Source organism: Paenibacillus sp. FSL P4-0338 (genome assembly GCF_038002365.1).
Taxonomy (GTDB): domain Bacteria; phylum Bacillota; class Bacilli; order Paenibacillales; family Paenibacillaceae; genus Paenibacillus_AQ.
The window spans coordinates 371,979-394,817 of the sequence record NZ_JBBOCG010000001.1 but is presented as its reverse complement, the minus strand read 5'-3'; the positions used below and the strand labels follow the sequence as shown (position 1 = coordinate 394,817).

The following is a 22,839-nucleotide window of genomic DNA, read 5'->3' as shown; positions in this document are numbered from 1 at the left end:
AATGAGCTATACTCCTTGCGGGAACAAAGCGTCCAGCGCCGGGCAAGGCCGTTTCTCCAGATAGTCCGACAGCGGTGCCGGCATGTTGCTGTACAAGTCCTTCAGTGACGTTCCGTTATAGATATTGCCGATAATGACCGGGTGGCACAGCTCGGAGATCAGAATGTCGCCGTTGCCGTGCAGATGAAGCTGCTTCATCCCTTCAATGCAATGCGGGAAATAGACGCCCGGCTGCTCCTCGAAGCCCATTGCGTCCATGAACCGGTCCATACAGGTGAAGTAGAGGGTGGTATCCGCCGGCTTCCGCGCAATCAGCTCATTGACGGCATTCTTCAGCTGTTTCCGGGCGGCAATCGCCTTCCAGCCGGTATGTCCCATGATAATACTATTCTGGATTTCATGCGTTCTTACGCCCATAGAGTAGACATGCTCGCTGATTTCCTGCATATGGTCCTGCGTCTCATTGAACAGCAGCGTCTCCAGGACGACATTCACATTTGTTTTGGCGAACATGGTGATGTTCTCTCTAATTTTGTGATAGACGCTGGTGTGAATGTTGTAATAACGCGAGAAGCCCTCAGCGGTGGTGAAGTTGAAAGAGATATGTATCGTGGTCAGACCTGCCTCGACCAGCTGTGCAATTCGCTCTTCATTCAGCAGGCTGCCGTTCGAGTTGAGCTGGGTCTGAATGCCCCGGGAGGTGCAATAGGCAACGATCTCCACACAATCCTGAAACTTCAGTGTAACCTCTCCGCCCGACAGACGCACACGCTTCAGATTAGGCAGCTCCTCCAGAATGCGGATGACCTCCTTACCGTCCAGTGTCTGACCATCGTTTCTATTGTAAGCGCAGCAGTAATCACAGCGGAAATTGCAATTCGAGGTCACGCCGACTTCCAGACCTTCCAACTCATACGTCATCGGCTTATCCAGTTCCAGTGCTTTATATTTCGTACTCATCTTCTATAGTCCTCCTTGGATGTGCAAACATTCGCAATAAAGTTAACTATAGAATTATACAGGTTAGCCCACGAGGTTAATGTGACATTTGATATTTGCAAAAAGACTGCCGCATGGGTTAAGGCTCACCATACGGCAGTCTTCATTAATAGATGTACCTATTACAGCTCGATAGCTTCGCCCATCCGGTTCAGCACCGGCTGGCCGATGATCCCCAGACGCCAGACCGCAATTCCCTTAAGGCCGTAACGCTTAGCCAGACCGATCTTAGCATTGACGGAGGCTTCGTTCTCACTGTAGACCGATATCCCGAGAATCAGCTTGTCCTTGCTGACCTGATTAAGCGCCAGCCGGATGCTCTCATCGACCTTATTCATCGGCTCCGGCCCGGTCTCCCCTTCATAGGCATAAGCCATGATAACCAGATCGTCCGCAAGTGTCCCCAGCGTCTTGTAGTCATACCCCTTGTAGGAGCTGTTCAGCGGATGCAGAATGACGGTCAGCTTGAGGCTGGCGGCACGGGCGGCTGTGGAGAGATTTTTGACAAAAGCGTTATATTGACTCTGCACCAGGGCCTTATCCCCCGTCAGCCCCAGTCCTTCAAGATCCAGTCCGATGCCCTTAAATCCCTTCTGCGAGGCCAAATCGACAATACTGGCAATCGTCTGCTGCTGAAGCTGCGGGTCCTCTAGATTCTTACTCAGCTCAAGTGTTGAGTCACTGGAATAGACCATCAGGTAGGGAGCGGTCCCTCCCGCCGCCGCATTCTGCACAATCGACTCCGGCGTAACCTCGCCTGCCGCCTCCGGCCACCAGAAATCCTTGCCTGTGGTGGTGAACTGGCCGTCCTTGTCAATCCGCGCCCAGCCAAAAGCAACCGCATCAAAGCTTGGAATAAGCGAGACCTCACTGTACGCCTTCTGTGCGTAGAAGCCTAAGGTATACATGTCCCGCTTCGGGGAGGTGATGGACACGGTCTTGGACGCCTGATCCCAGGAGGCTGCCGCCCCGAACTGCTGGCTGAAGAATTTGAGCGGCAGCATCGTCGTTCCGCGGATATCCTGCGGCGCTACTTCCAGCTTCACTACCGCCCCGTTCACGACGGCATTTTTGCTGCCGAGCGTCAGGACGACTACAGTTGGAGCGGCACCAGCTGCGGCCTTCCGGGTGGCAGTGATTTTGCGGGCCTTCTGATCCCATTCCACCTGAATGCCCAGGGCTTCAGAGATGGCGCGGAAGGGCACCATGGTCGTTCCGTTCATCATCACCGGCTCTACCGGGAACGGCAACGGATAACCGTCCAGCATGATACTGACACCCGCAGGTGCAGCATGGACCGCACTTGCCGGAAGTACCGAGAGGCTGCCGAGTGAGATCGCTGCGCATAATACTATTTTGGCCAAATGCTTCATATAAGTAAGTTCCCCATCCTCTTAGATAGATTGTGAATCTCTCAACCTTACATCCCCTACTATTCTAGCAAACTAGATAAATATAGCAAATGAAGAGATTGTAACCATTGCAGATTCACCCGTCCGGGGTTCTCCTTACACCTACATGAACACGCCCAAAAAGACACCAACAGCCCGTTCAGCATCCACCTCTACAGCCACTTCGATGAATTCTCCTTCTTTGGGCTGTGCCCGCAAGTCTGCTACGACCATACCGGAGGTGAACGCCCCCTGATGCTCTACACGGACCTTCATCCGGCGGCAGGTTACCAGATCCGGCTGCAAGGCAGCCATCAGGGCCAGCGGATCATGCAGCGGAGCGCTGTTAATGAGATAGTTCGCCTCGCGGTAAAATTTAAAATAATACGCCAGCGACTCTTCCATAAAGTCAATGACCGCCTTATTCTCTTCCCGTCCATGCCGCCTCAGCAGCTCCACATGCTCTGAAGTGATCCGCGTCTGAAGTGTCACATCCAGCCCGATCATCATTACAGGCAGTCCTGAAGTGAATACACGGTCAGCCGCTTCCGGGTCGCCCCACAGATTGGCCTCGGCTACCGGCGTAACGTTGCCCGGCTTAAAGACCGTACCGCCCATAACTACTACCTTCTTCAGCTTGGAGGTCAGCTGCGGGTCCAGATCCAGGGCCAGCGACAGGTTCGTCAGCCGTCCGAGCGTCACCAGGACCAGTTCTCCCGGATTCGAATCTGCCATCCGCACGATGAACTCTGCCGCCGTCTCTTGCACCGGCACCTGCCGGGAGGGTGGCAGCTGAACGCCGCCAATGCCATTCTCCCCGTGAACATGGGTGGAGAAGCCGGTTAGCTCACGCACCAGCGCCCGGGAAGCTCCCAGCGCTACCGGGATTTCATAGCCCGGAGCCGCAAGCTCAAGCAGCCGCAGCGTATTCTCCGCCGCCTGCTGCACATCAATGTTGCCGAACACCGTTGTAATCCCCTCGACCACTACCCCCGGTGCCCGGAGCGCATACAATATGGCCAGTGCATCGTCTATTCCTGTGTCACAATCGATGATGATTCTAGTTGTGCTGTTACTCATCTCTATTTCTCCACTCCCTATATTAACTTTGCTCTCTAGGCTTAGTCGCACTGCTCATCTTAACATGGGGTTACCTGCGGCTCAATATGGTTTGCACACAAGCAGAAACGGCTACGCCATCCTTAAGAGGACGGTATCCGTTTCAGCGAGAAATAGAAGGATAATGTATCGTGTGAAACATATAAATTCTTATATTTAAATAAAGAATCCGCCAGCCTCATCAGGCGACGGATTCTTCATTACATATTATCGGGTTACATAAGCGGCCGCCGCCCCAGTGAACCGCTCCAGCGCTTCAACCAGCACGGAACGCGGGCAGGCCAGATTGATCCGCAGATGGCCTTGGCCTTCCAGTCCGAAGACCGAACCTTCGTTAAATGCCACCTTAGCCTCACGGTACATCAGCTGCTTGAGCCCGTCTGCATCGAGTCCGAGGGCCCGGCAGTCGATCCACAGCAGATAGGTGGCTTCCAGCTGCATCGGCTTCACCTGCGGAAGATGCTCGGCCAGATAGGAGATGGCGTAGTGAGCGTTGCCGTTAATGTGCAGGATCAGCTCATCCAGCCATTCTTCCCCTTCGTTATATGCCGCTTCCACAGCCTCTGGCGAGAAGAATGCCGACATGTGCAGGCTAAGCGTCTTAATTTTATAATCGAACTTCTGTTTCAGCTCCGGGCTGGAGGTGACGATATATGAGGTCTGCAGACCCGGCAGATTGAAGGTCTTGGTAGCCGCCAGTGTGGTCAGCGTAATGTCAGACAGCTCCGGGGACAAGGAAGCGAACGGAATATGCTTGTGTCCGGGCATGATCATGTCGCAATGAATCTCATCCGAGATCACCGTTACCCCATACCGCAGGCATAGCTCGCCGAGACGCAACAGTTCCTCCCGTTCCCATACTCTGCCGCCCGGATTATGCGGGTTACACAGCAGCAGCAGCTTCGCGCCACCCGCCATCAGCTCTTCCAGCTGGGCGTAGTCCATGACATAACGGCCTGCTTCCAGCTTCAGCGGATTCACCGCCACCTTGCGGTCATTCATCCGGATCACATCATAGAAAGGATAGTAGACCGGCGATTGCACAATCACCTGATTCCCCGGCTGGCTGAACAGCTCCACAGACAGGCTGAGTGAGGTTACAATCCCCGGAGAATCAGAGATCCACTCCTCCTGAATCTCCCAGTCATGGCGTCTGCGGTACCAGCCGGCAATTGCCGCTTTGTAAGAGTCGCCCGACACACTGTAGCCGTATATTCCTGACTGTACGCGGCGCAGAATCGCTTCCTGTACCGCAGGAGGGCTTGCAAAGTCCATATCGGCCACCCATAGCGGAAGAATCTCCTTGTCTCCGAACAGCTTCTCGGACTGGTCCCATTTGTAGGAACGGGTATTGCGGCGGTCAATGATACGGTTAAAATCATACTTCAACTAAAATCACCCATCCTTTCTGCTTGTCCGTACATTGTACCATGGGCAGAGACATCCGGCATCCTGATTCCATCCGCCAGCCTGCTTCAGCTTCCCTTGCGCAGCCGCTCCAGAGACTGGCCCAGCCGGACCTCCTCCAGCGGCTTCAGCACATAATCCACAATGTCCTGGTCGAAGGCCCACAGGGCATGCTGCTTCGTCTCTGTGACCACTACAATCTGAATATCCGGCAGCCTTTTCTTCACCAGCTCGGCTACAACGACTCCTTGGTGGCCGGGCAGCTGAAGATCCAGAAACAGCACATCGGGCTGCAGCAAGACAATCCGGTCCACAACATTCTCGGGATAAGCAGACATGCCGATCACATTTACCTTGCCTGTATGCTGAAGCATCGATGACAGCTTATAGAGATCCTTCTGATTCACATCCAGCAAATAGGCTTTAATCACCCGGGTTCCTCCTCCTTCCATAGGGATGCATTACGATTATCAAGCAGCTTGTACATTCTTGTTTGTAAAAAAATTGCTGTCCCCGCGTTTGCCAAGAAACGCTTAAGGACAGCCATAGTCGGTATTATATTGCAGCCTCAAGTGTAAGCTGCTTCTGGTAATGCTTTTAGTTGAAGGAAGCTGGCAGCAGGCTGCGCAGATCCTCCATATTCACAATCAAATGAATGTTATTCATTGTCCGCAGGGAACCGGAGATGATACCCGCCAGCTCGCCGTGCGTATCCAGCAGAGGCCCCCCGGACATTCCGCTTGCCACCTGGGCCGAGGTTAGAATTCGGCTTCTGCCGTTAATGTCGGCTGCCGGAGTGTTGACGATCCCCTCCGTGATGATCGCTGTATTCTTAAGCGGATACCCGAGGGCATACACCGCTTCACCATGTCTCAGCTTCTCCCCCCGCAACGGCAGATAAGCATAGGCATTATCCTTTTGCTTCATCGCGGCAGGACTTGGCAGTTCAAGGATGGCCACATCCTTCAGCTCGTCGGACTTGATGACTTTAATCGGACTGATCACCGTGCCATCCGCCATGACTCCTTCAATGCGCTGTGCGTTTTTGACCACATGATACGCCGTTGCTGCGGTACCGGCCGGAGTCAGGATGATTCCTGTTCCGGTGGAGCTTGCAGTACCGTCGCTTTTCAGCACACGCAGATAAAAGATCGCCTTACTCGCTATTCCATAGCTTTGTTCAGCGCTAAACGCCTCAGGTGTATCTGCACTGGTGGTGTCTGAATAGAAGAGTATCGCCGAGATCAATGAGAGGACCAGGCTTACGGCAAGCAGCTTTGTTTTCATCCGCCGATCTCCTTTACTTATGAATTTCTGTTATTTCACAACCGACATGATGTCTTTGTAAGCCCAGTGAGTAGCTGGAAGATCCTTGAACTGTACAGAGGTTACCGTCAGCTTCTTCGTGCCGGCAATCCGGTTGATCAGCACTACGGCCTGCGCACGGGTAATCGGTGTTCCCGGCTTGAAGGTTCCGTCAGGGAAGCCTTGCACGTATCCTGCCTGAGACAGGGCATTCACGTACTTCTCTGCCCAGTGGCCCTGCAGATCCTTCTGCTTGGTCACGCCGTTCTGAGTTACATCGAGCTTCAGCACGGTTGTCATGATTTTGGAGAATTCCGCACGGGTCAAGCCCTTGGTTCCGCCGAATCCGCCATCCGGGAAGCCTTCAATAATGCCGGCTGAGGCGAAGAATCCGGTCAGGCCTTCATTCTCGGCATTGACATCATTGAACAGGTTGCCTACATTTACTTCTTCCATATCAAGCAGCGGTGCAAGGGACTGGATCAGCTCATACCGGGTAATAGCTGCGTTCGGCATGAACAGACCATTCGGATAGGCAGCCATATACTTGATCTCGCCGCTGTTACTCTTCAAGCTGTACTTCGCATTCTCCACCACATATTCAATGGTAATGACTTTATCGTCTTTGTCCGTGATGGCTTTAATCGTCATACTCTTGGTAATCAGCAGCTCACCGGTGTATTTCGTGCTCTTGATAGTCGGAATGCTGCCGTCCGTTGTGTAATAGATCGTCTGCCCTGCTGGAGCTGTCAGCTCCAGCTTGCTGTTCCTCACAATCTTGACCGGAGCTTCACTATCACCAGTTACTGTTGATGTTCCAGCAATCGCGGTAATCGCGGGAGCTGCCGGTGCAGGTGTCGGGCTCGGAAGCGGAGCTACCAGGCCACCGCCACCACCGCCTCCGCCTCCGCCGCCAGGGCCGGAACCTGAGCCGGGATTAGGGACTACAAGCGTCCAGGTCCAGGCTGCAACCGGGCTGTACTCTTTGCCGGGAGCAATGGTAACGGCTCTAACCGTTGTGGTGCTCTTAAGAACGATAGGTCCGCTGTAGACCAGGGACGTCTCTGTAGGTGTTGTACCGTCCAGTGTATAGTAGATGCTTCCTCCCTGCTCACCTGTTGCCAGCTCCACCTTCACTTCAGTGGTGAAATTCTTATCTGCAGGAGTTGCAGTTGGTGCAACTGCTGCGCTCGGGTACTGGAGTGCTGCTGTATTAATAGCAATACTTCTGCTCTGTCCTCCAGCAGTTGCCTTCAGCACTGCACTGCCGCCTGATATCAGGCTGCCGGTTGTACCGTTCACTACAGCCTTGGACGAATCAGCGCTCCAGGAGAGTGCTAAGCCGCTGCTCATGTGGAATGCCGAACCCACGCGGTTAATCAAATCCTGCGGGTCCAGGATAACAGCGGCTGAAGCCAGAGTCCCTTCGTCTGTTCCGTTAAAGACTGCAAGTACTGGATAGAAGGTATTCTGGGCTGTCCAGACACCGGCATCCAGGTCTGCCGGCAGATTCGCACCGGTCAGCTCGGTGCCGAGAAGTCCCGTTGCACCGCTGCCGGCTCCGGCTACTGCCTGGCCATTCAGATTGTAGTACGCAATATTATTCTTCAGCATTTGTCTGTTAAAGAAGGAACCGCTGATCATGGCATGCTCAGACTTCTGTCCGGCAATTCCCCCGAAGAAGGCCTGCAGCGGTTGAATCTTGCCTTTTACTCCAGCCTTCACTTCTCCGGTATTCAGGGAAGAAGTAATGGAGCCGCTCTCTGCCAGACCGGCAATTCCGCCAGCCCATGCAGTAGACATGCCTTCGGCGAGAACCGTGGCGGCAGAGTAGCTGTTCTTGATCTCTCCCGCATTCAGACCGCTGATCCCGCCAGCGATCGCCTGGGCCGAAGCCACACGGATATCGCCATAGGCCATTGAATCAGTGATGGAGCCTTCCGCACTGTTCTCACCGGCAATTCCGCCTGCGGCCAGTGCAGATGAACCATCAATGTTGCCCTTCGATACAGCCTGGTGAATCACACCAGCGTTGCTTCCGGCAATGCCGCCAATCCGGCCTGCTCCGGCTAGCTTCACTCCTTCATTCGTAACCTTCTTCAGAGTTCCCTGATTCACGCCTGTTACCCCGCCTGCGGCAGCACTGCCAGCCACAGAACCGCTGACCTTCACATTCTGGATGACTGCACCTGTGTGGTTGATCCCGGCAGCAATACCTGCATTCACTGCGCCGGAGAGTTCTGCTCCGGTGAAGCTAACATTCAGGAGCTCACCACGGTTATCCTTGATGAATCCGGCTGTCTGCTGCTCAGAGCGCTTCAGCGAGAGTCCGTTAAGCGTATGGCCCTGGCCGTCGAACACGCCTGTAAAGCTGTCGAACGCGGTCCATCTGCGTCCGGCAAGATCGATATCCGCATCAAGCAGGATTGTTGCCAGCTCCGGCTTGTTCGCTGCCGTTCTGTTGAACAGCTTGTAATAATTCAGTCCAGTCTCGTTATAGAACATGACTGCACCCGCAAGCTGTAGCGGAGTTCGCACCGTAATGGATGCGTCCGTCAGGCCGTTCAGGAAGGTGGTATCAAAATCAATATCCCATAATCCCGAGCTCAGCGGGTTAACCGCTGCTGTACTCACGGCAGCTGCGGCTGCACCTGTGTTACGGCCTATGGCACCTAGTGTGCCTGTGTAGGATGAACTAATAATTTTGCCATCCCGGAAGTTATAGCCGACCAGTGCGCCAATATAGACATTGTCGCCTGCAACTGCGGCGGTGATCTGCGGCACATTGGCATAGACACTGGTTAACGTTCCATCACTATATCCGGCAAAGCCGCCGTTATAGGAGCGGGTCGAGGACTTCACCCCGACAGTAGAAATCTTGCTCTGCAAAGCGTAAGACTTGCTGATGCTGCCGCTTCTCTCCACTGCTGCTGCGAAGCCGCCGCTGCGCGTGTCGAAGCCGGTATTGCTTACGTCACCGGAAGCATAGGAATCTGTGATCGAATAATGATCAACAGAACCGGCGAAGCCGCCGACATAAGCACCTAATCTGCCGCTGACATTCAGCTTGCCTGTGGCATAAGACTGCTGAATTTGTCCGGCAAGCGTACCGTTCTCACCCAGGAGTCCGGCGAAGCCGCCTGCATATATCGTATTATCCTGATTGGTATCTGTAATTACTACCGGAAGATCTGAATGGGAATGTGCAATACTCACATGATCCCCCATACCGATAACCCCGCCAGCCCGTGTAGCCGGTACAGATTGGCCAAGTGTTACTGCCGTTCCTAAGGTAAGTGTCCGTCCAGAGCCGGCGATGACTTTACTGTAATGAATCTCGCCGCCTTCTCCCCAGCCCACAAGCCCGCCTACATTATTCACTCTGGTGTTGTCCACATTAAGACCGCTTCTGACAATGGTATCTACAATGATACCGCTGCTGTATCCGGCAACTCCGCCTGCATTCACTGTGTTGCCGCCGGTTACCTTCAGCTCTGTAGCAACCTCTGAGCTATAGATGGAAGCATCCGTATTCTTACCGGTCAAACCGCCTGCATAGAGGTCAGCACGATGGTCTGCTCCATTGACTGTGATTTGGCCGTTATGAACCTTGGCAATATAAATCCCTTTATACAGCGGATATGCCTTGCCAAAATCAAAGCCCTGATTGATATCCACGGCTGTGATCGTTCCGGCAATCCCGCCGACCACAACCTCGCCACTCTTCGCCGCTGCCTGAAGATCTGGTGATGAATCCGCATTGTAGATGATGGAATTATCACTCTCGCCCACAATACCTCCGGCAGTGATCACTTCACCGGCGGCCTGTAGGGAAGCCTTGAACTTGGCGTCGTTGATCGCCGTCCGGGAAGCCGATCCGGCAATCCCGCCGAGCACAGCCTTCAAGCTGTCGCTGGTCGTAGCCAGCTTCACACCTGACACTGCTGCATGTTCAACATCGAAGCTGCTGCTGTTATCTACAGAGCGGGCCAGCATTCCGCCGAGTCTGCCCTCCTTAGTGCCAACTACACCACCGGCAGTTCCGTTTGCTGTCAGTTGTACGCCGCTGCCGGAGCCGGTTACTGTTACATTACGGATGCTGTTCCCCTGATCGGATTGACCGATCATACCGCCAAGGATGGAGCCAAGCCCCCGCGCTTCCAGGGTTCCGTCTGCAAAGCTTACGGTCAGCCCTTCAGCTTGACCTGTCTGGTAATGTCCAACCAGTCCACCAACCGTGGCTTCCATTCCCGTGGAGGAAATCCGGTATCTGGAATTCACCTCAAGAGCCAGACCCTTCACATTCCCGTTCTGAACCCCGATAATTCCGCCGATAACGGCATGGTCAGCCGCGCTGCCGATGCTGCCGTCCTTATCGTGGATGACATAAGTGTCAGCTGTAATATCCGCTGTGTTGTCGCCGATCAGACCGCCGGCGATGCCGCCTTCAGCCACCGTCTCAATCCGGCTTCCACCGTCCAGCGTAAGCTGCAGACCAGCAACACTGCCTGAGTTCTGGCCGATGATGCCGCCGACAATACCGCCGCTAACCTTCACGCCGTCAAGCAGCTTAAGGTCCACATTCTTGACCGTGCCCAGGTTCGTTCCGGCCAGTACGCCGGTGTAGCCGTTACCGGCAACCGTAAGCGGCTCAAGATTCATGTTCTGCACTGCAGCCTTGACTCCAATGATTCCGAACAAGCCGGAATGAGTATACACAGGCTGAAGCGTTAAGCCATCAATCAAGTGGTTCTTTCCTTCAAAGGTTCCTTCAAATGGAGTAGTCTCCTTATCGCCGATAGGCACCCATTGCTTGGACTGAATGTGAATCGGATTCATGACCGTCACCGTTCTGTCCGTAAAGCTGAACTGGTCCACACCGGCAATCGTGCCGTTGACAATTCCCGCCAGACCGGCAAGCTCAGCCTCCGAGGTGATCTCGAAGCCAATCGCATCTTTATCCTTCACGTACCAGTTGATATTGGCATTCACGTTATTCCCGTTGTCACCGCCCACATTGGCCACACGGTTAACTTCAGGATACCGGTATACTGCGCTCAGCGAGCCGTATTTCCAGGCTCCTTCAAAGTCCCAGCCCGACAATCCAGGGAAAACAGCTCTGTCCTTCAGCGTCTCCGACAGAATCGTAGTCAACCGGACATGCACATTCAGCCAGCGGTGATTGCCCTCTGCGAAATCAGGCAGATCGCGGTTGATGTTCAGTGCTTCGTCTTTAATATAGTAAGACTTATAGAGCAGTTCTTTACTTGCATTGTCATAACGCCCGGCGAAGCCGCCGGCATAAGCACTCTTACCCTTCGCTACATTAACCTCTGCAGCTGAGTAGACATTGCTCACCTTACCGTTTGTAATTCTGCCTACAAAGCCGCCGGCGTAAGAATTATTGTTCTCAGCGTTAACACTTTTCGCTACGTAGGAGTTCTTGATGTTCCCGCCGGACAGTTCTCCGACCAGACCGCCGACAATGGTATATATGTTTTTCGCCGTAACTTTGGAAGCGGAATACGATTGCTCCACTGTACCGGCAGTATTTCTGCCGATCAGTCCGCCGAGGTAAACCGAGCCGCTTGATGTTCCTTGAGCATCGCCTGTCACATCAATATCTACATAAGAAGCAATGACAGGGCCAGCATTGCTGCCTGCCAGGCCTCCAGCATGTGTACCTGTCCCTTCAATGGTCAGGTTCGCATTGGAGTAAGTGTAGTAGAGTGTTCCTGATGCCGTATTGACACCGGCCAGACCGCCGATGATGGAGGAATTTCCTCTTGAAATGACTGTGATTTTATCGGTAATGCTGTTGTTGGCAATCAGCGCGCGGTTCTCACCAACCATACCGCCCACAATGGCATTTGCGGAAGCTGCTGAGACCGTACCCAGTACACGGGTATTCTGAATCGTGCTAATAGAGGTTACAGGATTCAGTACAGGTTCATTACTCTGGGCCGCATTCAGGCCCACAATTCCCCCGACATAAGAGGACACTGCACTGGCGTTAGCCTTCAGATTCAGAGCACTTACATACGTGTTCGCAATAATTCCCGAAGCACTGCCGTGATTATATCCGGCTACCCCGCCTGCAGTAGCGCGTGGTGCATTAAGTGTCAGACTAAGCGTTGATCCGGCCAGACGTTCCAGCCTGGAGGCTTCATTGTAGCCCACAAACCCGCCGATATAGGCATCTGTAGCCGCCGGTCCTACCAGAATCAGCATATTCTCCAGGTTGACCATTTTACTGTCACTGCTGATACTGCTGTCCGTTAGTATACCTGCCAAGCCGCCGACAGAAGGCTTCGCTGCTTGCGCCTGAATGAGCATCAAGGCACTATTTTCCGCATTCACTTCCGGCAATGTAATATCCGTTGCTCTGGCAGCACCTGCGATAGCTCCTGCTTTCGCATCCACTGCTGTCAGCGTAATCATCGGTTCAGCACCGGGAACATTCAGTACAGCGGATGCAATGCCTGCACGTGCTTCAGGCGTCGCCGCCCCTTCGGAATGTCCGGCGATTCCGCCTGCTTCAGCACGGACACCATTTGCTTCAATAGACAACTGGGTCACTGTAGCGTTAACCAGCTGTCCGGCATTGAAGCCGGTATTCCCGCCAAGCTGGTTATCCGCACCACTTGCGGTGATGACAACATTCTCCGCATGATTGTACGGAGCGGCTGCGGCCGAATGGTTCTCGCCGAACATCCCGCCGGCTTTTACCGAAATGCCTGTAGCCTTGATGTCAATATGATTCGTGTGACCATTGAACTGGGCAGCCGAGTTATGCCCTGCACCGCCGCCGAAGCTCACCTTGTCAGCCTTCAGCTCTGTGCGGATGTCTTGTACCTGTACAGGCACAGCGGCAGATCCGATTACCGCATCTGCAGTCAGCTTGCCTGCTGCGCCGCCGATTGTATATCCGCTTGTTCCAGCTTCATTCAGGAAGCTGATCCGTGCAGCCTTACCGCCGGTCAGCGTCAGAGGCTTGGTGTTCACGCCCACGAGTCCGCCAAACGTGACATTATACTGCCCGTCTGCTGCACCTGCTACCGCAGCCTGAAGCACCAAGGTACTGTAGCCTGCCGATTCAGCATCTCCCGCAGTAACTCCGCTTACCGTTCCTTGTGCGTTACCGGCGATTCCGCCGACAACGCCGCCAGCCGAGGTCACTTGAAGCGTTGCATATTTAATAGAAGAATTAGTCACGGTTCCTTCCAGATAACCGGCGATTCCGCCGATGGTACCATCGGAAGTAATATTCAGATGACCCGCTGTAGTCTTGCCGGTCACTGCCGATGCAATGGTTCCGCCAATTTCGTAACCCACGGTACCGCCGGTATAGACATCCGCAGTACCTTTAACCATCAGTTCGCCTGTGGAAGAGGTCTGGGTGATGTTCCCGCCTGCATCATAGCCGGCAATCCCGCCGGTATAGACTCCTTTACCGCCGTTAACCGAGATCAGCTCTCTATTCTCGAATACTCCCGCCGTAGCGTTGCTGGTAACCAGCCCGCCTGCGGCATATCCGATGAATCCGCCGGTAGCTACATTCTCTGAGCCTGTTGCTGTAATCTGCTGTGTATTCGCATAAGGATGCGTCCAGGTGAATTTACTGCCGGTATATCCGGCAATCCCGCCAGTATATACGTTTTTTCCGCCGTTATTGGTAACCGGCGCTGTATTCACAAAGGTAATGGAAGCCGCTTCGCTTGCTACCGTACCTGTTGCACCTACCAGTGCCCCGGCTGCCGAGTTCACTGCCGCTGCTGCATCAACGGTAATTGCACCGTTATTGGTAGTCATGTTGGAGAACACGACGGTGTTGTCTACTTTTCCGGCTATCCCGCCTGCCGCAACCTGACTCCCGCCAGCGATAGTAACCGCCGCCGTATTGATGATTGGAGTGTCTTCATCATTTAGACGAAGCGAGCCTGTGGTGTGCCCTGCAATTCCGCCTGCGGTGAGCACGGAACTGTCCGTCCCTTGGGCAAGAATCGCTCCATTATTGACTACTTTTTTGATGATGTTGCCTTTGGAACCGCCATAGCCCATAATTCCGCCAACATCGGCTGAACCATACACCGTAACGGTTCCATTATTGATAGAGTTCGAGATCATCCCTTCGCCCATCCCGACAATACCGCCCGAGTAGGAGTGGTACGGAGAAGCGTCCGAAGTGATATTGATCTGGTTGGTAATGTCAAAAACAATGCTGCTGCCGCTCATTTTACCTACGGCAGAGCCGGCATAGACATCATAGGTTACTCCGGTCACAGAGATGGTGCCTGATTCAAAAATCAGGCCGCCTACTGTACCGCCTTGCATATTTCCTATCAAGCCCTGGTAAGAACGGTTCGCTATTACATTCAAACCGTTAATCTTCTTCATTAATCCTCCTTCCGTGATTAATGTTCCCCGGAAGGGATGCTCGGCCGTACCGATTGGCACCCACTGGTAAGCGGAGAGATTCAGGTCATTCGTAATATCCAGAATCTTACCGTTGAGTCCGTTTACGGTACCTTCATTAACGAGCTTGGCTACACCTGCCAGCTCTGCAGCAGTCTTAATTTTGAAGGTATCATTCGTTGGCACGTACCAATTGGTATCGGCTGCGCTGTCCCAGGTCTGCGGATCAGCCTTGGCCATGATGCCTCCGGCAACTGCGGCAACGACAATTACCGCCAGTGCTATTAGATAACCTATCCATGATTTTCGCTTCAAAGCCATATTGACACCACCTGAATAGTATTGTGATTTGAGGATTCCCCAGCAGAGTGTGCCCGCCCGCTTACGAGCGAACGGGCACATCCTTGTTATTGCTTGGCTGTAATGAACTGATCAAGCCGGATGGCTATGGCTGCCGCCTGCTCACGCGTAAGCGGACTTGACGGGTTCACCTTATTGCCTTCCCCGAGAATAATGCCGTTCTTAATGCTCATTGCCACTGCTTGTCTTGCCCATGCTGGAACCTTGCCCTTGTCTGTAAAGCCGCTGAGGATCGAAGTGACTTCGGCTTCGCTAAGTTCACTGCCCGGATGGACCTGATTCAGCAATCTGCCGAGCATCGTCATCGCTTCGACTCTTGTCAGCGTATCCTTAGGCGCATACTTGCCGCCTTCAAGTCCGGTAACAATCCCCAGTTCGGCTGCAATGGAGACACTGCGGTTATACCAGCTGCTGCCGCTGACATCACTGAAGACTGCCGAAGCTGCCTGCTTGTTCATGAGACCTGCAACGCGCAGCAGAATGGTTGGATATTCTGCCCGGGTCACTTGGCCTGCCGGATCGAACTGTTCCGCAGATTTCCCTAGCACGAACAGCTTGGCGGATGCCGCAGCGATACCTTCCTTCCCCCAGCCTGAAGGCATATCCTTGAAAGTCTTCTGGTTGCGGATGAAGAAGAGGCTGCCTTCACCGGTCAGCTGTGTATTGACCGCCGTACCGCTGCTGTCCAGCTTCCACGGTACAGTTGTCCAGTTGCCGTCTTTATCCTTAAGCACCATGGCCGTAATTTCCTTGGCCGCAAGCGGCGCAGGAATGGCAATCTTGGCTGCAAGCGCCGGTGTCCAGCTGCCCTTCGGCAGGTTAACGTTCACTGTTACACCTTGCCCTGCCGCCATCAGCGTGAAGCCTTGCTGATCCGCAATAGCCTTCATCGCCTGCTGGTCAGCAGTGCTATTACCGCCAATGCCGGTAGTAAGTCCTGCGGTCACACCTGCAAGATTCTCAGGAGCAATGACCAGTTGTCCCATAGGAACTTCAATCACAATCTTCTTCTTCGCACTCAGCTGCTGCTGGACCACACTCTGGTCTACCCGGATACTGAATGCTTTGGCATTCGGATCAGCAGAGCTTACCGTGAGGTCACTACCTGCAACAGCTTCTTTATCCGTAATGTGTACGATCGCTGTAAGTCCATTCCACTCTGTCTTCATGGCTTGGCCGTTGACGGTAATCTGGGCTGCCTGCTCCGGTGCTTGTTCTTCAACAACTCCCGGTACGGCACCACCGCCGCCACCGCCACCGCCAGCACCGCCGCCGCCTGAACCACTGCTGGTCCAGACCGATGCAGCTACACTGCCGGAAGCCTTAACCAGCTTGTCCACAGAGGTACGCTTAGCCAGCACAATGGTGGCACCCGAATGAGCGGATACGATACCATCGAGCGGAAGCAGACTCCATGAGCTTACATTATCTTTATACTTCAGTACTTCAGGACTTGACGAGAAGACCTTGTAAGCGATCTGCTGTCCAGTCATATCTCCGGCTGAAGTCACCGTAATCTTCGTGCGGTTGCTGTCTCCGCTGATTGGAGAGGATACGGCTTGCACAACTCCCAATTCATCCGAATCCGGAACGGCTACGGTTGCCGCAAGCATGCCCTTAAGCGTTACACCCTCGGACACCTTATACTCTGCCTCAATCAGGCTGGAGCCTGTAGCCAGTGCAGTAACATTGCCTTGTGCCGACAGGGATACCGAATCGCCTACGGCCACTTCATAAGTCAGATTAGCTAGATCCTTACCGGTAACCGGCTCTTCCTTGAATTTCGGCTTGCCATTGTCATCCTTGCCATCCGACACCTTGAGATAAGCCTGGATCTTGTCCATATCCCCTGGCTCAAAATTCTTAGCCGATCTCTTGAGAACAAGAGCAACCGGTACTTTGAATCCGGCATTCGTAATATCCACTACTGCCGTATTCTGATTGCCCGCTTCGTCCTTAGCCACAATATTGAGGGCTACAGAAGGTTCATTCGAGTCAATCTTCACAGTTCCGTTGAAATCACCGGTTAACGAGTCCACTGTAAGTGGAGCAGAAATCTCAACATCCTTGTATTTCCCATCCGGCTGTAACTGACTCACGGTATAAACTGCAGCCAGCTTCGTTCCTGTAGTTGTTGTTCCGGCTACACGAACGGCCCCCTGTGCAGTACGTTCGCCCGTTACAGGCTCTGTGAGATACAGCACCGGTGCGATCGTATCTACCGTCAGATACAGCATGGTCACTGAGATATCCTTCGTTGCCGTATTTCTGGCCCTGAGTTCAATCGCATACGGCCCGTCCGTCTGGAACTGGTCGAGATTCAGTATGCCTTCGCTTGTGCCATCTGCTTTATTCTTCAGAGCTACTGTCGCAATGGATTTGTCAGCATAGAATGCTTCCACCGTCACATTGGACTGGCCTGAAGAGAGCGTCAGCTTCTGCTTCGTTTCATTCGTTAACAGGTTAACGTAGTTCCCGGAAGAGGCATCTACCGTCCCTGATGAACTCAATACCGTCAGCTTCGGCAGGCTCGGAACCGGCAACCATGTGCTGCTGCTGCTCTGCCGCTCGGCATAATGATAGTTCTGATGCTTGTCGGCATCCTCGGTTGGAACCGCCGATGAAGTAACGCCGATGACGTAATTCTTCTTCACTTCCAGGCCGACGTATTTCACCTTACTCAGATCAATCACTGTGCCTTCAAGGCTTCCCTTGTAGACTTCATCTGTTGTAGTTACAGCCTTCCAGCCGCCGATCAACAGACCTTCATATTTGCCTGTGGATGCATTCCAGTAAGGCTTAAGTTCCTGTTCGGTATACAAAAGTTCTCCAAACGGAGCATATTCACTCAGTTTACCTTCAGCATCCAGTTTCGCATCTACTACGTAGCTGTGCTCGAAGCCGCTGTGTCCCGATTTCTTCGCTCCCGGCTTGAAGGAAAGCGAGAACAATCCGTTGCCGGCAGGCTCAACCTTGACATCACTAACACTCTGAGGTGCCAGCGGATCAATAATTTCAAACCGCTGCGGCGAAGTCTTCGTCCCGAAGTTCGCGCTGGATTTCAGCTCGGCCCGCAGGTAATAGTTGCCTTGTCTGAGCAGCCCGCGGATATCCTCGGGATTGCCCATCAATGTTACATTGGTGACATCGATCACTTTGCTGCCGCTCGTGATTCCGCCGCTAACCGAGCCGCCAGCTCCAACTGGTACATCCTTGGCGATCAGCATACCCGGATCACCTGTCTGCAGAATCTCTTGGCCATTCAGCATTTCCTTGCGGCTTGTCACCGCATCCTCAGCCAGGTACAGGTTCACTGTATCGCCTTCGGCTGCGTTAGCAACTTTCCAGGAGGCTGTGAACTTATTCGCATTCGAGCTGTCCTTCGCCAGGTTGACTTCACCCAGAGTAGGCAGGGTTGGAACGTTGAGCAGCTTGGTATCAACAGCCGAGACGGCTGTCAGCTTCCAAGTGCCGCCTTTTGTAGCTTCATTCTCAGGAATAATGATATAAGCTCTGCGAATGTCCACTTCATCGCTCAGCCTGGACGGATCTTCAGATTTGAAGCTTGCAGGAATATATTGTGTAAAAGCATTTGCCGTAGGATCAGTGTTCGTGTTATCGAATTTCACCGGATACATTTTGCCAGATGCATCCTGCAGCTTGAATTCCGGCATTTCCTTGCTGCTGTACTCCATCTCAATGATGGCATTGCCGGCTACGCCGTCCATCGGAATCTCATGGATTCTGCCGCCGTTCTTGACCGTAATGCCGCCTACGCCGACATTGATTGATCCGTTCTCTACATATTTGACTCCCTCATCTACCTTACGGTAGATAATTTCCTGATTCTCTTCCTCGGAAGCTACCTTGGAGGTGGCCAGCGTCTGTACGCCTGCACCAATCACCATAAGACGAGGTCCAAGCTCAGGATCATCCACCACCAGATGGATCATTCCCTCCGGCAGCTGATCGGTCGAAGTACCGAATTCAATGCCGCCACTCCAGTAGTAAGTAATGCCTAAGGAGATTAGCAGAATACCGATGCTGCCCCAGACCTTATCATTGTTGACGCCGAGGAACATACTCGACAGCGGCATGCCGCCGACAATCGGTACATCGTTCGGAATCTGCACCTTCGAGCTGATATAGCCTTCAAAATCAGTGCGGTTCTTCTCCAGATTCTGTCCGACGAAGATGCCCGCCTTCCCGATGATAACGTCCCAACCGCCGATATCCATCTCTGCTTCCACGCGCACGAACCATGGCGTTACCCACTGCGCTTCGAGCAGCGCTTTGGTCAGCATCGGAAGCCGGTCGTCTTTCTCCGCATCAGCTTTGGCAGCGAAATCCAGCTTGCCTTCCACTTTAAGGCCAGTGCGTTTCACTGTCAGGTCCACATCTCCGAAGAAATACGCCGGAGCAATCCCGAACCGCATGCCTACGCCTGCCTGAATGGTTAACGGGAACGGATCTTGTGCCGTGCCGCCAGCAATCGTATCTGCCAGTTCACGTACTGCACCCCGGATTGCTGTCAGGTAAGTTGCACCTGTGACCAGGATACCCGGCTGCGGAAGCTCTGCACCGAAGGCAATGACATCCGGCAGAATCCGGCCGTCCTTTACTTTTTTAAGTGAGAATTCAATCTCCACACCCATCATATTCTTCAGTTGTGCCGCGAACTCCAGGCCGTATTCATTGCCTACGCCGCCATCCTGCACAGCATGCTTAATCGTAACCTTGCCGCTCGGAGCATCAGGACCTTTTTTCTTATCCGCATCCTTCTTCTTATCCGGTCCGAACAACCCCATCTCCTGATTGAGATCGAAGCCCAAGGAGGCATCGACGCCATAGAAGCCGGCACTGTTGAAGATTACATTCTTGATTTCGGAGTTAATGATCTTCAGGGACAACGAGCCTCCGAAGGAAATACCATTCTCACGCAGAATGAAATCATTGAAGGAGAAGCCAAAGCCGTCGATTGAGAAGCTTGGTGCCCCGAACAAAGACTGCTTGTTGAAGTACACATCCTCAATCATGATCTGGCGCAGCGGGTTCAATCTGTCACCCACACCGCCGATGGCCCATTTCAGACTGCCGTTCTGACTATCGTCTTCCGGATTGCCGTCATTGCCTTTCTCATCCTTCTTATCGTCATCTTTGTCTTTATCCTCTTCGTCATCCTTCTTGGTAGGATCGAAGTCCTCTTCTCCAAGCGACTTGTTGAAGCCGTTGAAGAAGTCGAGCGTCCATTCGCCCTTATGGAAGACGAACCCGCTGCTCGCTACACTCAGCGTCCCCTCACCCTTGATGAACAGGGTATCCAGGAAAGGCAGATCGCCAGGAAGGGTGTTGCCGAAAATATCCAGCTTACCGCGTACAAAAGACAGGTCCTTACCTTTATAAGCTACAGCATCATTAATAATTGCCGGTTCTGTCTTGGTATCCACGATGACCTGCTCTTCGTCACCTGTGCCAACCTGCTTGATCATGCCACGGACAGTTACCAGAATCTCACGGTCGAATTCCGGGTCCTTGGCTTCCGCTTCTTCCTTGAATTCCTCAAAGTCCTCTTCTGTTGCAAACAGCTTGTAAGCATACATTGGAGTCTCTTTCAGCGCTTCTTCATCCATAAATTCACTGATATCGAATTTCGGATCAACCGCTTTGCTCGCTGCGCCGAACAAGGCCTTGGTTTTCTTATATTCGGTAACAGCCTTATACAGGAACGAACCGTCCTTGAAAGGCTTGCCCGGGAACAGAGAGTTCAGCTGATCCACCAGCTCATCCTTTACAGAAGCGCCGTTTGCAAGGCCGCTGATATCCACAGCTTCCTTGTATACCGCCATTACTCCGGCTTCACGGATTCGTGTGTCGTTATTATCAGTGACCAGGAAGGATTGCGGAGTGGTCATATCATAGAGAGCCGCTATTTCCTCATCCCCGCCGGCATCACCTTTGTAATCAATCTCCACCTGGTACTCACCGAGCGGCAATTCAGGTCCAAGTCCGGCTTCCAGCACATTGCCGCCTGAATCCACCTGGTCACCGCCGCGGTACGTAATCCGCATGGCGCCGGAGAATCCGTCATCCGTCGGCTGCATCACCACTGCATCCTGAACATTGACTTTGTACCGGTTACCATCTGCTTTATTCTTGAGGTACAGGTCAAAGTTCGGAGCAGTCGTTGCATTGCCCGTATTGTAAGCTTCAATATTCGACAGATTGACCGTCAGATATTTCACATCTGTGCTATACAGCTCTGCCGGAGCGAGTGCATAGGAATACGTAGCGGTTGCTTCTCCCACCGGCGGCAGGAGAATGAAGTTGGTACGGGTCGATTCATACTGGGCTTTAATGCCCTCATCCTTAACGCCTTCGATTTTACCTTGCGTTTCGGGGCTTCTCGCGGAGATCATGTACTCCCGGGTAACCGGCCAAGGTCTGCCTTTGGCTTGAACGCGGAAGGTCGCGGTAATTGCGTCACCCGGCTTGTACTTCGGCTCAATGCCCATCGCCGCTTCATCAGGTGTGGCTGACTTTTTGAATTCCAGCATTTTGCTGCGGGAATTCTCCAGGACCGGATTACCATTGGCATCCAGGACATCATAACCCTTCTCATCCTGCCTGACGAAGCTTAGCCCGCTCTCCAAGGTCATCTCCACTTCGATCTTGGAGTGCTCCATATTGTAGGCCTGCAGGTTCTCTACTTCTGCTATAACGTCGAAGACACCGTTTTTCTCATATTTCGTCGGCACTCCTCCGCCGTCTACCGGCTCGGTAGCCAGTTGCTGAACCTGATCCACATAACGGATCGAGAACACTTTATCCGGTGCAGTAAGTTCTCCTAGTCCGTATACAGTCTCGAAGCTCTGGAAGCCGCCAGGTGCCAGCTTCTCCGGGTTCCAGTAGAAGGCGACGGCGGAGTCCGCTGTGCCGAAATCATTGGTGTCCCTAGTGAAGTCCAGATTCGGATGGACTTTATAATCCCATTTCGTATTCGCCAGACCGTTCCAATGCCCCACAATCATCTCATCCACAATATTAATATTCTGCTCAGCAAAGTTATTGAAGCCGTAGGCCACCACATTGGTTGCCTGAGGATTCGTCAGATCCAGCTTATCGCGCATAACCCAGTAAGAAGGAATCTTGAAGTACGCTCTGTCCTCTTCCGGGATTCCGGCATCATCCTCCGGGTTATGCACCAGCTTCCGCTCTACCTGCAGCGGTGACTTGTAGGCTGTGCCAATCTGGAACTGCGGTCCGTCGTTTCCGCCGACCATCGTATCCAGCAGAATCCGGCTGCCGATCTCCACCTGCGCCCCGCTCTTGTTATTCACTTCATAGCGGATATTGACATTCCCGGAATTCACAGCATCCTTGCTGTCGGTGTAAAGCATCAGAATCTGCTTGATCTCTACGCCCTTAATCTTCCAGATCATCTCCAGTTGCTTGGTGCCATTCGAATTCTCCACTACTTTAGGTGCAATAGTCTCTGAATAATGGCTGTTGTCGAATTTGTATTTATTGCCGTAAATATAATCTGTTCCATCAATCCGGAACGTCGTGAACGACGTCTCCGGATCATCTCCCTGGAACAGCAGGTTAACATTATTGTCGTTCTTACGGATCGGTTGACCCTCTACCGTGCGAATTCCGTAGCGGCCTGTTTCGTTATCCACAGTGACCTTAATAAAGTCATTCTGGATCATGGTTGTCTTGGTACTGCTGGCCGCCTCGACGAGAGCATGGAAGCTCTCGGAGGTGGACAGAAATACCATGATTAAGGTGAGCATTACCGCTACTGTGCGTTTCAACAACTTCACCAAGTATTCCCCCTGTTCTT

General features: G+C 53.0%; 8 protein-coding genes. All 8 read right to left on the bottom strand.

The features are described from left to right. Nucleotides 1-6: 6 nt before the first annotated feature. The 8 genes from MKZ07_RS01605 to MKZ07_RS01570 all read right to left on the bottom strand — a co-directional run bounded on the left by MKZ07_RS01605 (nucleotide 7) and on the right by MKZ07_RS01570 (nucleotide 22,819). Nucleotides 7-960, bottom strand: a complete 954-nt coding sequence (locus MKZ07_RS01605) for a radical SAM protein (protein WP_341024138.1) — start codon at nucleotides 958-960, stop codon at nucleotides 7-9. Between the two features lie 161 nt (nucleotides 961-1,121). Beyond that, nucleotides 1,122-2,372, bottom strand: a complete 1,251-nt coding sequence (locus MKZ07_RS01600) for a stalk domain-containing protein (RefSeq protein WP_341024136.1) — start codon at nucleotides 2,370-2,372, stop codon at nucleotides 1,122-1,124. Between the two features lie 141 nt (nucleotides 2,373-2,513). Further along, nucleotides 2,514-3,470: a nucleoside hydrolase gene (locus tag MKZ07_RS01595; protein ID WP_036702324.1), complete on the bottom strand. Its 957-nt coding sequence runs from the start codon at nucleotides 3,468-3,470 to the stop codon at nucleotides 2,514-2,516. Nucleotides 3,471-3,716: 246 nt separating this feature from the next. Continuing rightward, the gene (locus MKZ07_RS01590) at nucleotides 3,717-4,898 is read right to left on the bottom strand and encodes a MalY/PatB family protein (protein ID WP_341024134.1); all 1,182 of its coding nucleotides are present in this window, start codon (nucleotides 4,896-4,898) and stop codon (nucleotides 3,717-3,719) included. A gap of 86 nt (nucleotides 4,899-4,984) precedes the next feature. Beyond that, nucleotides 4,985-5,347, bottom strand: a complete 363-nt coding sequence (locus tag MKZ07_RS01585; RefSeq protein ID WP_036702328.1) for a LytR/AlgR family response regulator transcription factor — start codon at nucleotides 5,345-5,347, stop codon at nucleotides 4,985-4,987. Between the two features lie 166 nt (nucleotides 5,348-5,513). Next, entirely contained in the window at nucleotides 5,514-6,203 is a 690-nt protein-coding gene (locus MKZ07_RS01580) for a S1 family peptidase (protein ID WP_036702329.1), read from the bottom strand. 30 nt (nucleotides 6,204-6,233) lie between these two features. Next, complete coding sequence (locus tag MKZ07_RS01575) at nucleotides 6,234-14,957, bottom strand: chitobiase/beta-hexosaminidase C-terminal domain-containing protein (protein ID WP_341024130.1); 8,724 nt, start codon at nucleotides 14,955-14,957, stop codon at nucleotides 6,234-6,236. Nucleotides 14,958-15,043: 86 nt separating this feature from the next. Continuing rightward, nucleotides 15,044-22,819, bottom strand: coding sequence for an S-layer homology domain-containing protein (locus MKZ07_RS01570; protein ID WP_341024129.1), 7,776 nt, complete (start codon nucleotides 22,817-22,819; stop codon nucleotides 15,044-15,046). Nucleotides 22,820-22,839: the final 20 nt, after the last annotated feature.